General features: G+C 45.9%; 14 protein-coding genes. 11 read left to right on the top strand and 3 right to left on the bottom strand.

The genetic code is table 11. The features are described from left to right. The first annotated feature begins 12 nt into the window (after window positions 1-12). Complete coding sequence (locus B5G11_RS11665; protein WP_087253910.1) at window positions 13-1,983, top strand: hypothetical protein; 1,971 nt, start codon at window positions 13-15, stop codon at window positions 1,981-1,983. Window positions 1,984-2,131: 148 nt separating this feature from the next. Here B5G11_RS11665 and B5G11_RS11660 read toward each other — a convergent pair whose 3' ends face one another. Beyond that, the gene (locus B5G11_RS11660; protein WP_158099272.1) at window positions 2,132-3,313 is read right to left on the bottom strand and encodes an Rpn family recombination-promoting nuclease/putative transposase; all 1,182 of its coding nucleotides are present in this window, start codon (window positions 3,311-3,313) and stop codon (window positions 2,132-2,134) included. 553 nt (window positions 3,314-3,866) lie between these two features. Between B5G11_RS11660 and B5G11_RS11655 the strand changes: the two genes are divergently transcribed. From B5G11_RS11655 to B5G11_RS11635, 6 genes are all read left to right on the top strand, one after another. Continuing rightward, complete coding sequence (locus B5G11_RS11655) at window positions 3,867-4,193, top strand: hypothetical protein (RefSeq protein ID WP_087253904.1); 327 nt, start codon at window positions 3,867-3,869, stop codon at window positions 4,191-4,193. A 226-nt stretch (window positions 4,194-4,419) separates the two neighbouring features. Next, window positions 4,420-4,746 (top strand): MFS transporter, encoded by a 327-nt coding sequence (locus tag B5G11_RS11650; RefSeq protein ID WP_158099271.1) that lies wholly within the window; start codon window positions 4,420-4,422, stop codon window positions 4,744-4,746. Beyond that, complete coding sequence (locus B5G11_RS11645) at window positions 4,721-5,518, top strand: MFS transporter (RefSeq protein ID WP_087253898.1); 798 nt, start codon at window positions 4,721-4,723, stop codon at window positions 5,516-5,518. The genes B5G11_RS11650 and B5G11_RS11645 overlap by 26 nt, the downstream gene beginning before the upstream one ends. 5 nt (window positions 5,519-5,523) lie before the next feature. Then, on the top strand, window positions 5,524-6,900 hold the full coding sequence (locus B5G11_RS11640) for a hypothetical protein (RefSeq protein WP_144289693.1): 1,377 nt from the start codon (window positions 5,524-5,526) through the stop codon (window positions 6,898-6,900). Between the two features lie 2 nt (window positions 6,901-6,902). Then, window positions 6,903-7,052, top strand: a complete 150-nt coding sequence (locus B5G11_RS16365) for a hypothetical protein (RefSeq protein WP_158099270.1) — start codon at window positions 6,903-6,905, stop codon at window positions 7,050-7,052. 480 nt (window positions 7,053-7,532) lie between these two features. Continuing rightward, entirely contained in the window at window positions 7,533-9,776 is a 2,244-nt protein-coding gene (locus B5G11_RS11635; RefSeq protein ID WP_087253891.1) for an alpha-galactosidase, read from the top strand. Here the strand turns inward: B5G11_RS11635 and B5G11_RS11630 are convergent. Further along, entirely contained in the window at window positions 9,740-10,609 is an 870-nt protein-coding gene (locus B5G11_RS11630; protein WP_242959051.1) for an AraC family transcriptional regulator, read from the bottom strand. The genes B5G11_RS11635 and B5G11_RS11630 overlap by 37 nt on opposite strands. 145 nt (window positions 10,610-10,754) lie before the next feature. Here B5G11_RS11630 and B5G11_RS11625 point away from each other — a divergent pair, with 145 nt between their 5' ends. The 3 genes from B5G11_RS11625 (at window position 10,755) to rd (ending at window position 12,955) form a co-directional block, all read left to right on the top strand. Beyond that, window positions 10,755-12,104 (top strand): MATE family efflux transporter, encoded by a 1,350-nt coding sequence (locus B5G11_RS11625; RefSeq protein WP_087169019.1) that lies wholly within the window; start codon window positions 10,755-10,757, stop codon window positions 12,102-12,104. Window positions 12,105-12,156: 52 nt separating this feature from the next. Continuing rightward, window positions 12,157-12,681, top strand: coding sequence for a nucleoside recognition domain-containing protein (locus tag B5G11_RS11620; RefSeq protein ID WP_087169020.1), 525 nt, complete (start codon window positions 12,157-12,159; stop codon window positions 12,679-12,681). Window positions 12,682-12,796: 115 nt separating this feature from the next. Beyond that, window positions 12,797-12,955: a rubredoxin gene (rd, locus tag B5G11_RS11615; protein ID WP_024733984.1), complete on the top strand. Its 159-nt coding sequence runs from the start codon at window positions 12,797-12,799 to the stop codon at window positions 12,953-12,955. A 73-nt stretch (window positions 12,956-13,028) separates the two neighbouring features. On the opposite strand, the gene B5G11_RS11610 is transcribed toward rd, so the two are convergent. Then, a complete protein-coding gene (locus B5G11_RS11610) occupies window positions 13,029-14,825 on the bottom strand; it encodes a DUF885 domain-containing protein (RefSeq protein WP_087253888.1) in 1,797 nt (598 codons plus the stop codon). 143 nt (window positions 14,826-14,968) lie between these two features. On the opposite strand from B5G11_RS11610, the gene B5G11_RS11605 reads away from it, so the two are divergent. Further along, on the top strand, window positions 14,969-15,280 hold the full coding sequence (locus B5G11_RS11605; RefSeq protein WP_087253885.1) for a hypothetical protein: 312 nt from the start codon (window positions 14,969-14,971) through the stop codon (window positions 15,278-15,280). The last annotated feature ends 3 nt before the right edge of the window (window positions 15,281-15,283 follow it).

The following is a 15,283-nucleotide window of genomic DNA, read 5'->3' as shown; positions in this document are numbered from 1 at the left end:
TGGGGGTAAGGAATGAAAAGAACAGCAGTATTGTTTTTGACGGCGGCACTGGCGGTATCCAGTGTGCCGCTTTCTGTCAATGCACAGGAAGATTACATTACAGCAGAGGAATCTGTGGAAAATGGACTGAAAAATACCGAAAGTGTGGAAAATGAAGAGGATATGAGTCAGCCGGAGGAAGGGGCAGAATCCGGAAAAGAGGAAGAGACCGGGGAAGATTCAGAAAAGGATGAACAGCTGGAAGAAGGAATGACACCGGATGAAGTCCCGGGAGAAGACCAGGATGAAACCGTAGAAGAAAATCCGGACAACATTCCGGGAGACGTTTTGGAAGAAGAACCGGCAAGTGAGGAAGGTAACATAACGGAAAATCCGTATACAGAGAAGGCACCTGAGAGTGAAGAGCCTGCGGAACAGGCAGTGACGGAGATGCAGGAACTTCCGAAAGAAAAAGTAAGATCAGCGAAACCGGCACTTACGTATCAGGCACATGTCCAGAATGAGGGCTGGCAGAACTGGAGGCAAGAGAGTGAACTGGCCGGTACTGAGGGAAAATACAGACGGATGGAAGCGCTCCGAATCAAACTGCAGGGCGGAGAAGATGCTGTTCAGGGAAGCGTGGAATACCGGGCACATGTACAGGATTACGGCTGGATGGATTGGAAGAAAGATGGAGAACTGTCTGGAACGCAGGGACAATCGAAGCGGATGGAAGCGATTGAGATTCGCCTGACGGGAGAGCTTGCCGAGCAGTATGATATTTATTATCGTGTACATATCCAAAATTATGGATGGCTGGACTGGGTGAAAAACGGCGCTCCGGCAGGAAGTTCTGCACTGAGTTCACGGATGGAAAGCTGTATGATCCGGCTTGTGGAAAAAGGCGATCCATCACCGGCAGCAGGAACAAGGGGATTTATCAAAGCATATACGAATACGGATTTGAGTTATCGCGGGCATGTTCAAAAGATTGGAAATACAAATACATCCGTCAACGGGCAGATTATGGGAACAGTTGGAAAGAGTCTGAGGCTGGAAGCTATGACCATGTGGCTTGATACAGCGGATTCACAGAAACTTTCCGGCGGAATTGAATACTCGGCACATGTCCAGAATATAGGCTGGCAGGGATTTAAGAAGAATGGACAGCAGGCAGGAACGCAGGCCAAAAGCCTGAGAATGGAGGCGGTTAAGATTCGCCTGACCGGAGAGGTTGCGAAGTGCTACGATATTTATTACCGGGCGCATGTCCAGAATTTCGGATGGCTTGGATGGGCGAAAAACGGACAGGCTTCTGGAAGTGAAGGATATGCTTACCGTATGGAAGCACTTCAAATTATGCTGGTTCCAAAAACAAAGGGAGCACCGGGAAGTACAAGTAATGCTTTCAAGAAAAAGCAGACAGTACCGGTGAAGAAGACAAAGTCTTTTTCCGAAGCACTTGGATTTGACGGAACAAAGATTGTAAAAGAACTGAGTGCACACCAAAATGATTCTTATTATCTGGGAACTCCGTATCAACCAATGAAAAACCCGTTGAATATGCACGAGATTCTTTACCCGAATGGTGACAGACGGGCTGATGGCTACAGTGGAATGAACTGTACCGGGTTTGTTGCCTATGTTACGCAGAAATGCGGAGGCAATCTTGCGCCAATTGGCAAGATGGGGCTGTGGGGCGGAGCATGTAACGCATCAAACTGGTTTCGTTATTTCAAAAAAGCCAATGTGGAGTATTATACATACAATTCAGTATCTGCTCTTTTGAAATCCGGAAAAGCAGAACAGGGGGATATCATTTACTGTGAACCTGTAAACTGGAATCAGCCGGGAGCAGACTGCCACATCGGATTTTTCTGGGGAAGAACATCAAGTGAAAACCGGTTTTGGCATACATCGACATCTCCGAAGAATGGAAACCAGATTTCCAACATTGTTCCGGGAATTTATCCGTCCTATTTTCATCTGGTGAAGATGAAATAAAAAGCAACTTTCAGGCGGATGAAATAAAGACTTCAAAAAAGAATAGACAGTCCCAGGGAGAGCATAGTACTTGAAAAAGTCCAGACTCTCCGGGGCTGTCTTTTCTTATCAGAAAATAAAAATTGATATTAACCACCAACTGCTCTAATTAAAAGATCAGTTTTTGAAAATCTTCTGTCGACATACCATATGAGGATGCTGCCTGCTCCAGGTTAAGGAGACCTTTTTGATACAAATCGATAATCGCATCTTTACGTCCCTGATCGTGGGCAACGTCATTCTGTGCATGAGCCTCTGCGAGCTGTTTTTGAGTTTCAGAGAGTTGTTCCTGAGTTTCAGAGAGCTGTCCCCGAGTTTCAGAGAGCTGTCCCCGAGTTTCAGAGAGCTGTCCCCGAGTTTCAGAGAGCTTTCCCCGAGTTTCAGAGAGCTGTCCCTGAGTTTCAGAGAGCTGTCCCTGAGTTTTGGAGAGCTGTCCCTGAGTTTTGGAGAGCTGTCCCTGAGTTTTGGAGAGCTGTCCCTTGGTTTCGGCAAGTGTGTCCTTAGCTTTATCTAATTCTCCTTGTACTTCTGCGATCTGCTGAAATATTTTTTCAGTCTGATGCTGCAAGGCGAGCTGATCGCGCAGGGCCCGTTCCCGGGCTTCATATGCCAGGCGTTTTTTCTCATCCTGACTCATCTCCATAAGATCTTCGTAGGCCGATTCAAGGTATGCATTTCCCTTTGCCATTTCTTCCATCTCCTTCTTATTGCCGCCGCGGAAGAATTTCATCCATGCAATAATGCCGTCAGGATGGTGGTACTCTTTTGGGATTTTGGGAAGTTCCAGTATCTGAAGCTCCAGCTTTTCGCTGTACAGATCTCCGGTTGCTTCATCATAGAACCGGACCCTTCTGTGACAGAAATTGTCTTTTTTAAAATAGGTAAAATTCAGGACGCCAACCTGTATACATTTTTGAAGTTTGTCATAAGATTCGCCCTTTTGGAGCTGGCTGGAAAACATTTTACTTAAATAAAAAAGACTTCGATCATCCCAGTATTCTATATAGAGAACCTGCATTTCGATATCCAGCTGAGTACCGCTTTCCAGAAGGACACGGACATCCAGAACACCTTGCTTTTCTTCCTCTGTTCTTTTGGAAAGCTCGTTTTCCAGGATCGTTGTCCTGCCGATCTGTTCCGGAGGAAGACGCAACAATGCAGCGATGAATCCGGTTCTTGTTTTTGGATTGCGCATCAACTCTTTGAAGCACCAGTCGATGTAAGGCTTCATAATAAATTCTTCTTCCGAAGTGGTTTGAATGGTTTTGATTTCGACTTCGTTTGTTTGCATAAATAGTCTCCTTCCTGTGGCGGTCCGGCACCTGTCAGAAGAAAACTGTTTCTGTTTCTTGTAGTCTAACATAATTTCAAACAGCAGAAAAGAGATGTCCCACAGAAAACGTATTCTTTACAGACAGAGATCCCGGCCATGTTTTTTGTTATGAATTGGATTGTTCGGCGAATGCCGTGAATGATAGAAAAGCAGACAGCTTTTCAGACGATCTCAGAATAGCATGAAAAGAAGGGCAAGGCAAGCCGGTGAAAGATAAAATTTTTCTGAAAAGACAAAGAGAGAGGACAATTTTCCGTTTTAGGATGCAAATAATAAATTGTTGATATATTAAGAATGCATAGATTGTAAATGTACAGAAAAAATGATATATTGAAACAAAATAACAGATAAATATGAAAGAAATAAAAACACAGCATTTTAGGGAGTGATACCAATGAGTTATAAAGAAGAGAATATGAGTGATTAATTAAAATTACTGGTACAAGTTCTGGAAAGTTAATCGGACTATTAGATATGGGTCACAGAACAGGAATCACCGGAACAGAAAACGTTGACAACAGTGCTGGAAATGCTGTTTACCGTACCGGATCAAAAGCTGCAGGATGCTTATATGGAGGCGAAAGAGAAGGCGGAGCAGGAGGCTGCCGAAACAACAGAACCTGGAGCACATGGAGTATATGATTTTGAAGAATTATTAACAAAAATGTACGGCTCTTATTTTTTGACCCAGGTAGAACACAATTTATATTCGGCCGTGGGAAATTTGCAAAGTCAGATTATAGGTGGCGAAGAGACAGATGAAAATCAGCTGCGGCAGGAAGCAGCAGCGGCAGCAGAGAAAGCGTGGAAAGATTATCGGACACAGATGGCAGAATAAAAGAGTGGATAATAGCAGGGTGGAGAAAGGGTGATTATGACCCTTTCTCCGTTTTTGGCTTATTTAAGTCGTTTTGACAGTTTCCCTACAAAGTATGGAACAGCTTTGATATAATGATGACATATTCACATGTAAGGAAACATACAACAATGAAATCCAACAGAAATCTACTATACTATTATATTTATTCCATTACCAGTGCGGCGATCCTGACGCGGGGTATTTTTTGATTTATCTACAGCAAAAAGGGCTTTCGATCGTGGAAGTTTCGATGTATTCTGTCGTCTACAATATATGTACAGCGGTCAGCGAGGTGCCGACGGGATATATTGGAGACCGGATCGGAAGGAAAAATTCCATTATTACAGGAACGATATTGCTGGCATGTCAGGCGGGACTGATGGTAGCAGCGCAGGAGAAAGTCTGGCTGATATTGTTGGCAGGTCTGGAAGCAGTTGCGTATACTTTTATTTCCGGCAGTGATTCGGCCTTACTTTATCAGATGCTTGCAAGCCGGAAGATGGAAGATGGAAGATCAGTATTTGAAGATTAATTCCAGAATTCTTGCGGCGCAGTCGGCTGTTATGGGCGGTGCAATTTTTATCGGAGCTCAGCTTGCGCAGTATTCCTGGAATCTTCCGTATCTTTTGACAATGCTGATTCTGATAGTGGCAGCAGGATTTATGTGCAGAGTGAAAGACCTCATGCCGTTTGCAGAAAGAGAAAAAAGCACAGGAAAACTGATAAAAACGTTGAAAGACAATATTTTATACCGGCCGCTTGGAATGTTCCTCCTTTTCTTTATTGGCATCAGTATGATTGATGGAATAGCGTACGGTTATTACAATCTGAATCAGCTGATTCTGGAATCAGTTGGGATCAGCGTGTCGGCGACCGGTTTGTTTTTCTCCCTATCGTACATAGGGAATTCGTTTGCCTATCTGGCAGTGAGTCCGCTGAATCGAATTTTTAACAGAAGCAGGATCATCTTTCTGGCTCTGATAACAGAGTGTTTGGGATTTTTATGGTTGTCCCAGGTTCAGAATAAGGGACTGTTTTTTGTGATTTCGTTAATTTTATGCTTTGTGCCAGAAATCATTTTTACTGTGGCGGACAGCATCATACAGGAATGGATTGTAGAGAGAAACAGGGCAACGATGTTATCCGTGATGTCCTTGATACGGTCGCTGTGTTCTGGAGTTATTTATGGTATTTTTGGAATTCTTCTGGAAATTGTGACAATAGAGCAGTTTTTAATTTTTCTGGCTGTTGGCTTTGGTGTGAGTGCGGTAAGTGTATTGATAGTACTAAGGAAAAGTAGGTGATGTATATGAGACATTTTGTTAATAAATTCAGTATTTTATTCCTGGTTTTTACTATCTTGGAACAGCTGATTGCCGCGACATCCACCTATGCAATGATTGCCCTGAGCTCGGAAATCCTGAAAGGGGAGGGCATGATCTGGTTTGGGGTCTTTGTGCTTTCTCTCGTCCTGGTATTTGTACCCCGGATTTTCAGTCAGAAATATATGGTAAAAGCGGAATATGCAACGTTTCAGAGATATCTTTCTCTTTATGAGAGTAATTTATATAATCAGCCGTCGTTAAAAACAAGTCATGCATTTGGAGGAGAGCGACAATCGTATTTCCAGAATCAGACGTGGCAGACTATTGAGAAAACATACGAATTCTTTGGAGATCTGATGGCGACGGTTTTGAATGTGATTTTCAATGTCCTCGTCATTGGCTGGTCTTTGAGTCCGTGGTTTTTTGCTGCATATCTTTGTGCAGCAGCGGTGATTGCAGCGGGAATTCTGACGGCAAGGGGAAAAATTGTCCGTAAGAGTGCCGGAGCGCAGGAAGCACAGAGTGCTGTGCAGAATAGATTGTTTGACGGCTGGGATACTCTCCTGATTGGAAACCGCTATAACTGGAGCCGGTGGAAAGAGGTGTTTGGGCGGACCGTTGACAAAGCGGAGAAGACAGAGACACAGTACCGTTTCAGTAATAATATACTGTCTCTTCTGATTATGGTTGGAAGTATCTTTCCGATGATTCTGGTAGTGCTGTGGACGTTGGCGGACAGTGCAGGAAACGTGGGCCGGATGACGTCTGTCATTGTAACGCTTCCACGGCAGGTGAGCAACATTCAGTATCTGAGCGTCATAGTGGAATATGTTACCGAACTGGTCGGAATCCGGGAAAAGGTTCGGAACATCGATCATGCATCATCAGCTGTGGAGAAAGAAAATCAATATCATGGGACGATCCGTTGGGAGAATCTCCGGTTTTCCTCAGGTGATGTGGAACTTCGCTTCGAGAATGTGGAAAACTTTCTGGAATTTTTGAAGGATTGTGCAGAAGAGGAAAGGTATGGGCGGATTCTGATTACCGGAACAAACGGAAGCGGGAAAACAACAGTTCTGATGCGGATCAAAGAGTATTTTGGGGATCGGGCCTATCTGTTCCCGAACCATACGAGATTGTTTTTTGAGGATAGTAATGAGAGGGAATATTCTACAGGACAACGTCTGCGGGCGAATGTGGAGGAAGTGCTCGACCGGATGAAAGATCCGTCCGTGAGGCTGTTCCTTTTCGATGAGTGGAATGCCAATCTGGACGAGGAAAATCAGAAAGAGATTTCTGAATATATAGACCGGCTGGCAAAGAGAGGGCTGATCCTTGAGGTGCGGAATAAGGAGGTATAAAAATGGGACGCAGGCTGATTTTTATTGATGATAAGCCGGGATACGGCGGGGTATCGACCTGCCTGATCTGTCTGGCAAATGAGCTTTGTAAGATAGGAAGATGTAACCGTACAAAAGAAGACATCTGTACGGTTACATCTTTAAAAGGGTAAAAAGCAGCGGTAGAGAATAAGACATCTGTACGGATCAAATGCCAGAAAAGAGAAAAGTAACCGTACGGAACAAATAAAGTGTACGGATTAAATGCCAAGAAAGGAAAAAGTAACCGTATGAGACAAAGAAAGTATACGGTTTCAAGAGTCAAAAAAGAAAAATAACCGTACGGACAGAGGATTCATACGGTTACAGGAGCAGATGTCTGGTTCCAGCGGTAGAGAACGCTGGAAAGCCGGGAGACAAGGACAAGTTAAGATGAGGAGACTTCCAAAGAGGAGGGCGACATCAGGTTTGATGCTGTCTTCCTCTTTCTTGTTACGGCGGAAACATTTTTAGTACATAATCATTTACCTGACATTTGGACATATTTACCTGACATCTTGAACTGGCATAAAAGTGTGAAATGATTATAATTAGTTGTAGTAAAAACGAGAAGATTACGGATCGCAAGATCAGGGGAAAAAGGAGGAGCAGAGATGGCGGTTTGTTTTCACAAATCATCGATGGAATTTCATCTGTATAATCAAAACATCAGCTATATTTTGAATGTACTGGAGAATGGACAGATCGGACATATTTATTTTGGAAAGAAATTACGGGACAGGGAGAGTTTTGCGCATATGTTGAATTTCCGGGCAAGACCGATGTCTGTATGCCCGTTTGAAGGAAAACTGGAATTTTCCATGGAGCACATCAAGCAGGAATACCCGGTGTACGGATCAGGGGATATGAGATATCCGGCTCTTGAGATTCTTCAGGAAAACGGCAGCCGGATATCCGAGTTCCTTTACAAAGGACACAGCATTTATCAGGGAAAACCGGAGCTTTCCGGACTGCCGGCAACCTATGTAGAGAAAGAAGAGGAAGCGGATACACTCGAACTGTATCTGGAAGATCAGGTATCCGGTACGGAAATTACTTTATATTATACAATCTTTGCGAATGTTCCGGCAGTTGCACGTAGTGCGAAGATTACGCAGAAGGGAGATCAGGAAATTGTTCTGGACCGGGCAATGAGTATGAGTGTTGATCTTCCGGATATGGATTTTGAGATGATCGAGCTGACCGGAGCATGGGCAAGGGAACGTTCGGTCAAGGAGAGAAAGCTGGAGCATGGAGTGCAGGCAGTATACAGTCTGCGTGGATGCAGCAGCCACAATTATAATCCGTTTCTGGCTTTGAAGCGGGAGGAGACGACAGAGGGAAATGGAGAAGTCTATGGGTTCAGCCTGGTCTACAGCGGAAATTTCCTTGCGCAGGCGGATGTCGACACGTATGACACAACAAGAGTGACGATGGGAATTCATCCGGATACTTTTTCCTGGAATCTGAAACCGGGAGAGACCTTCCAGACTCCGGAGGCTGTGATGGTATATTCGGATCACGGACTGAATGGTATGAGCCAGGCATATCATACGCTTTACCGGAGCCGCCTTGCAAGAGGATTCTGGAGAGACCGGGAAAGACCGGTTCTCATCAACAACTGGGAAGCAACCTATTTTGATTTTGACGAGGACAAGATTCTTGAAATTGTAAAAACAGCAAAAGAGCTTGGAGTGGAACTGTTTGTGCTGGATGACGGATGGTTTGGAAAGCGTAATGACGACACCTCTTCTCTGGGCGACTGGTATCCGAATCTGGAAAAACTGCCGGATGGCATTACGGGAGTGGCCAGAAGGGTAGAGGAAATGGGACTGAAATTCGGACTCTGGTTTGAGCCGGAAATGACGAATAAAGAAAGCAGGCTTTACAGGGAGCATCCAGACTGGATTTTGTCAGTGCCGGGAAGAAAGGTGTCGGTGGGACGTAATCAGTATGTCCTTGATTTTTCCAGAGAAGAAGTTGTGAACGCGATCTTTGAACAGATGAAAAAGGTTCTGACAGAAGCTCCGATTTCCTATATTAAATGGGATATGAACCGGAGTATGTCTGAAGTGTATTCGGCGGGTGCCGGTGCAAAGGATCAGGGAAAAGTCATGCACAAGTACATACTGGGTGTGTACCGGCTTTACGATATGCTGACGAAGGAATTTCCGGAAATCCTGTTTGAGTCCTGCGCAAGCGGCGGGGCGAGATTTGATCCGGGACTTCTTTACTATGCGCCGCAGTGTTGGACATCTGATGATACGGATGCGGTAGAGCGATGCAAAATCCAGTACGGAACCTCTTTTGTCTATCCGGTCAGCAGCATGGGAGCCCATGTGTCTGCGGTGCCGAATCATCAGCTGCTTCGAAACACGTCTCTGGAAACACGTGCGAATGTGGCGTATTTTGGAACTTTTGGGTATGAGCTGGATCCGAACAGGCTGACAGAAGAAGAAAAAGAAGAGGTCAAAGCACAGATTACGTTTATGAAACAGTACCGTCACCTGATTCAGTACGGCACTTTTTACCGGCTGTTAAGTCCGTTTGAGGGAAATGAGACGGCGTGGATGGTCGTATCAGAAGATAAAACCCGGGCGATTGTCGGATATTACAAGGTCCTGCAGTCTGTGAACGGACCGTATAAAAAAGTCAGGCTTCAGGGGCTGGATCCGGACCGGAAGTATCATGTCGCCGGGATGGAGCCAGGAAAATACGAGGAAGATCTCTACGGAGATGAACTTCTCTGGTACGGCCTGAATGTGTCCGATGCCTCCTCCGGGGAGAATAAAGAGAAGTACAACGGAAAGAACGGGGACTATCAGTCCCGGCTGTATCTCTTAAGCTCCATCGAATAAGGATTCGTTTTCTTATCCTGGCGGTACCGGGAAGGGCTTGTTCCATTGACCTTCCGGAATGCCTTGGAGAAAGAAAAGGTGCTGGAGTATCCGCAGGAATAGGCAATGTGTTCAATGGGGAGACTGGTATTTTCCAGGAGTTCACACGCCTTGGTCATGCGGTATTTGACGAGAAACTGCTGTGGAGACAGGTGTACAGTCTTTAAGAACAGTTCCGTCAGATAACTCCGGTTGAGGGATAGAAAGTCTGCGATTTCCTGAACGGATACCGGGTTCTGGTAGTTCTTATATATATAGGAAATGGCCTGGCTGACATAGACGTCTGCAACCTTTTTACTGCTTTTGCTTTTGTAGCCGGAGCCTTCGATCAGGAGGGCCAGAAACTGCAGCAGAACCCCTTGAATATAAATTTCATTCTGGAAGCTCATCTTATGGTGGGCGATCATATCCAGGACATAGTTCTTTGCCTTCTCCGGGTCCGGGCAGGTAAAGACCGGGTGGTCCGGCGTGATTCCGATCAGCTCGAAGTAGCGGGCAATGTCGGTGCCGGCAACGGAAACCCAGACATAACTCCACGGATCCGTCTCATCGGCCTGATAGAAGGTGAGCCTGTCAGGCCGAATCAAAAAGCCCTGCCCCGTTTCGATGGAATAACTGTTTTCTCCGGAATAAAAAGTTCCCTTTCCTTTTGTGCATATATGAAATATGTAGGAGTCCCGGACAGCAGGTCCATAGGAATAAAGGGGCGGGCAATCCTGCATTCCGCAGAAAAGCATATAAATTTCCTGAAAAAGATTACTGTTAAATTCTGAAAAAGTCTGTATCTGGTCCATATAATCCCCTCCCCTGAGCGGTTTTTCTTGAGTGTAGCATGAGAAAAAAGAATTGTAAATAAAAAAGGGGATTGCGCGATTACATGCGGAGCGGTAGAATGAAAAAATATGAGTAAAAAAAGGAATGCGAGAAGGGAGAACAGCTATGGAAAACAATATGACAAAGGGAAGTCCCGGAAAGCTGATTGTCCGGTTTACGATGCCGGTTTTTATAGGAAATGTGTTCCAGCAGTTTTATAATATGGTGGATGCCGTGGTTGTCGGGAAATTTGTCGGGACAAAGGCACTTGCAGGAGTCGGGGCGACAGGGACGATCAATTTCCTGATTATCGGATTTCTGATCGGGCTGACTGCCGGGTTTACCGTGTTGACGGCGCAGAAATTCGGTGCAGGCGATATGAATGCAATGAGGAAAACAGTGGCGTCTGCCGCGATTCTGTCGTTGATTGTCTCCGTGGTGATGACAGCGGCCAGCGTGATCTTTATGAAAGACCTGTTGAGACTTCTGAATACGCCGGAAGACATTTTTGACTATGCGTACGAATATATTGTCATTATCTGTGCCGGGATTTTTGCCCAGGTACTTTATAATCTGCTTTCCAGTATTTTAAGAGCACTCGGCAACAGCCGGACACCGCTTTATTTTCTGATTCTGGCGGCGCTTCTGAACGTCGTGCTGGATCTGGTGTTCATCATCTGTTTTGGCATGGGACCGGCAGGGGCGGCTTATGCGACTGTCATTTCTCAGGGCGTGTCGGGGGCGGCATGTCTGATTTACATCTGGAAGGCGGTGCCGCATCTGCATCTCCACAAAGAAGACTGGAAAGTGGAAGGAGATCTTTTGAGGACACAGATGCGGATTGGATTTCCGATGGCGCTTCAGTATTCGATTACTGCTATTGGGACAATGATGGTGCAGTCCGCGCTGAATCTGCTCGGCTCCATCTCCGTTGCGGCCTTTACGGCAGCCAGCAAGATCGAGCAGATTGTAACTCAGGCCTATGTGGCTCTTGGAACGGCCATGGCGACCTATTGTGCCCAGAATATGGGAGCGGGAGATATCAAAAGAATCCGGCGGGGATTCCGCTCGGCAACCATCATCGGTTCCGTCTATTCGGTTGTGGTTGCGGTGCTGATGGTCCTGGGCGGACATTATCTTACGTATCTCTTTGTAGAAGCTGCGGATGTACCGCAGGTAATCGGCGGAGTCCGGACGTATCTGATCTGTGTGTCTGTATTCTTCATCCCGCTGACTGTGGTGAACCTGTACCGCAACGGAATTCAGGGAATGGGATACGGATTCCTCCCGATGACTGCGGGAATTGCCGAATTAATTGGAAGAGGTGTGGTGGCAATGATTGCCTCACGTCACAGAAGTTACGTGGGCGCCTGCCTTGCCAGTCCGATGGCATGGATTCTTGCGGGAAGCCTGCTTCTGGTCATGTACTTTAAAATCATGAAGGGACTGGAGCAAAACCGGGAAGCGGAATCATAAAACGGAACAGTGTGCGTATAATTAAGGGACGATATGCGAAGGAGCACAGAATATGCAGTTTGTTTTATTTCTGTCTCAGTACATCGTCCCTTTTCTGATTTTTACGATTGTTGTCTCCGGAATTCTGGAACGGGTACAGGTTTACGAGACATTTATCAAAGGGGCGAAGGATGGATTTTATACGGTGTTGAAGATCATGCCGACACTCGTAGGGCTGATGGTGGCAGTGGGAGTACTCCGAGCCTCAGGTTTTCTGGAGTTTCTGTCCGGAATTCTGGGACAGTGGACGGAGAAAATCGGATTCCCGGGAGAGCTGGTACCTCTTTCTGTCGTCAAAATGTTTTCCTCGTCGGCGGCTACCGGACTTTTGACGGATATTTACAAGGAATTCGGGACAGACTCTTACATAGGGAGGATCGCCTCCATCTCCATGGCGTGTACGGAGACGATTTTTTATACGATGTCTGTGTATTTTATGACTGCAAAGGTGAAAAAGACAAGATATACACTGGCCGGAGCGATGATTGCGACGGCGGCCGGACTTGCGGCGAGTGTATGGCTTGCCGGAAAAATGTAAATAATTTATTAAAAAACAAATTTAGGGATAGATTTTTTTTGTAATATAGATTATACTGGTCATAAATAAAAATAGTAATTCTTACTATTTGTATAGGAAGAAAGGAGAATATAAAATGCAGAAATATGTTTGCGAACCATGCGGATATGTATATGACCCGGAAGTAGGTGATCCGGATAACGGAATTGCACCGGGAACAGCTTTTGAAGACCTTCCGGAAGACTGGGTATGCCCGATCTGCGGTATGGGAAAAGAAGTATTCGTAGCAGAATAATAGAAATGAAACGAAAGAGAAGACAGACCGGTCCGGGGCAGATGCCCTGTGTGACCGCTGTCTTCTCTTTTTTCTATGCGTCCGTTTTTTCCAGTTCTTTTCTGATCAGATCAAAAGGAGCCGGCCCGATATCCAGAACAAACTTATGAAACCGTTTCTGGGAAAAATTTTCGCCCCAGCGGGTCATGGCCTCTTTTTTCAGTTCCAGAAATTCCAGATAGCCGAAATAATATTTTGCGTAGTTGGCCGGATCCCCCAGAATCAGCTGATAGATTTCCGAAATGCTGTCTTTGTCACCGATACCGTATTGGAAGAAGAAAGCAAGCGTGTCTTCTTCCGACCAGCCTTTTTCATGGATTCCGATATCGGCCAGAGCATAGAGACCGAGGATGATAGAAGCGTTTTTCTGCTGGATAACGGCCTCTTCTTTGGAGATCGGCGCCAGATAGTAGGACATCATTTCTGTGTAGGTGGCCCATCCCTCCACATATCCGCCAAAGTTCAGGACGGTGCGGATCGGATCCGGATTCTGCGAAAGGAAATAGGTCGTCTGGTAGAGGTGGCCCGGATAGCCTTCATGGGCCAGTGTGGTGAAAAGGTTTAAGCCTTCCATTTCATGTCGCGGGTTGATGTAAATCGTATTTTGGGTACTGTCGTCGATGGGCGGGATGAGATAAAAGGCGGGGCTTAAATATTCCTGCGTGGATGTTGGCACCTGCTTGACGGTAAAGGAAACGTCCGGGATGTCAGGAAAGGACGGCTCCATTTTCTGTTTCAGTTCCAGGAGGATGGATTCCGGGGAGGATTCCTGAAGGACAACGTCCGACACGATTCCGGAGGCGGGAAGCGCCGCTTTCATCTCTTTCATATCAGAGATGATCTGGGAGGCGGCGAGCTGCTCAAGTTCCTCGACGGAACGGTCCGTTCCGATTTCCTGTTTCAGAAATGCTTCATAGCATTCTTTGCCGTCCGGGAGACTGCAAAGCCCCGTGTCGGAAGTGCCGGAACCTTTCAGTGAAGTCAGCCCGTCTATCAGAATCTGGTAGGCGGGAAAAATCTGAGTAGTCAGGAGATCTTTGTTTTTGGCTGTGTACAGAATTCGCTCGCTGTCCGATAGCGTACCCATCTCGTCAAGGCGTTCTTCAAAGGAGGAGAGAAGATAGTGATCTTCTCCCATGGAGACGAAGTCCTGACATTCCTGGATGACGGCGTCCGCTCTGTCGTCAGACATGAAAAGGCCAGCCTCGGATTTGGCCTGTTCGAAGTCAATCAGAGACTGAAAGTAATCCGGCATGGTAGAAAGAAGTGACAGGTATGTATCGATATCCTCTGTCGTCTCAAAAGTAAATTCAGAGAGCAGAACCGGAAGCTGGGACTGGGTTCCGGTGAGCGGACTTAACGGCTCTTCATATAGAAGATATTTGGAACAGGAAAGGGCGGTCTCAAGATAAGAATCCAGAATCCGCCAGGTGAGCTGATTTTCTTTGGACAGCTTTTTTGGCGAAAAGCGGTCAAGTGCTGCCAGAGTATTTTCCAGAGATGCTCCGGAACTCTCGGGAGAGGATACAAAGGTACCGAAGGTGACAGGCGCATCCAGAATCCCGTAACTTTCCGGATCCTTTAAATTAAAGTGCAGGCTGATGGAATCGCCGGACACCTCCTGGAAGAAAAGTGTTTTTGTAAATGCTTCAAACTGTTCATCCGTGCTGTTTGAGGTGATCGTTCTGGAAAAGAAAGAATCCGGGTCCGAAGAGGGCGGAAGAAAGGAATAAATCAGCAGAGAGACAGCAGCCAGGCTGACCGCAGCCAGAAGGACAAACCGGACTTTTTTTCTGCGAAAACATGAGAAAACTGGGAGTGAAAATTTCATAAATTCAGGCTCCAGATAGAATTTGTCATATTATATGTGAAATAGTGCGGTCAAATGTTAAACTTTTGAAATAACCATTGCATTTTATTTTAAAAGTTGTATGATAAGAGATAATTGCAAATTATACAAAAAGGGGGCTTTCTATGGACTCTGTAATCAACAAATTGACGGAAATTGAGCAGACTGCATCGGCGATTGTAGCGCATGCAGAGGCTGAGAAAGAGAAACTCGACAGGGAATACGAAGAGAAGAGAAAGGTATTTGACCTTCGGATGGAGGAGGAGACAAAAGCCCGGATCGAAAAGATTCAGGAGGGGCTTGAGCATGATAAGGAGAACCTTCTTACCGGTCAGGAAAATACAAGTCGGGAGCTCATCGCATCCCTTCAAAAGGAGTATGAGGAGAAGCATACATTGTATGCAGAAGATATTTTAAAGCGGATCACAGAGGTGTAGCTT

The organism is Drancourtella sp. An57 (assembly GCF_002161525.1).
Lineage (GTDB): Bacteria > Bacillota > Clostridia > Lachnospirales > Lachnospiraceae > Sellimonas > Sellimonas catena.
The sequence above is the reverse complement of the archived record's forward strand: the minus strand, read 5'-3'. Positions and strand labels throughout refer to the sequence as shown.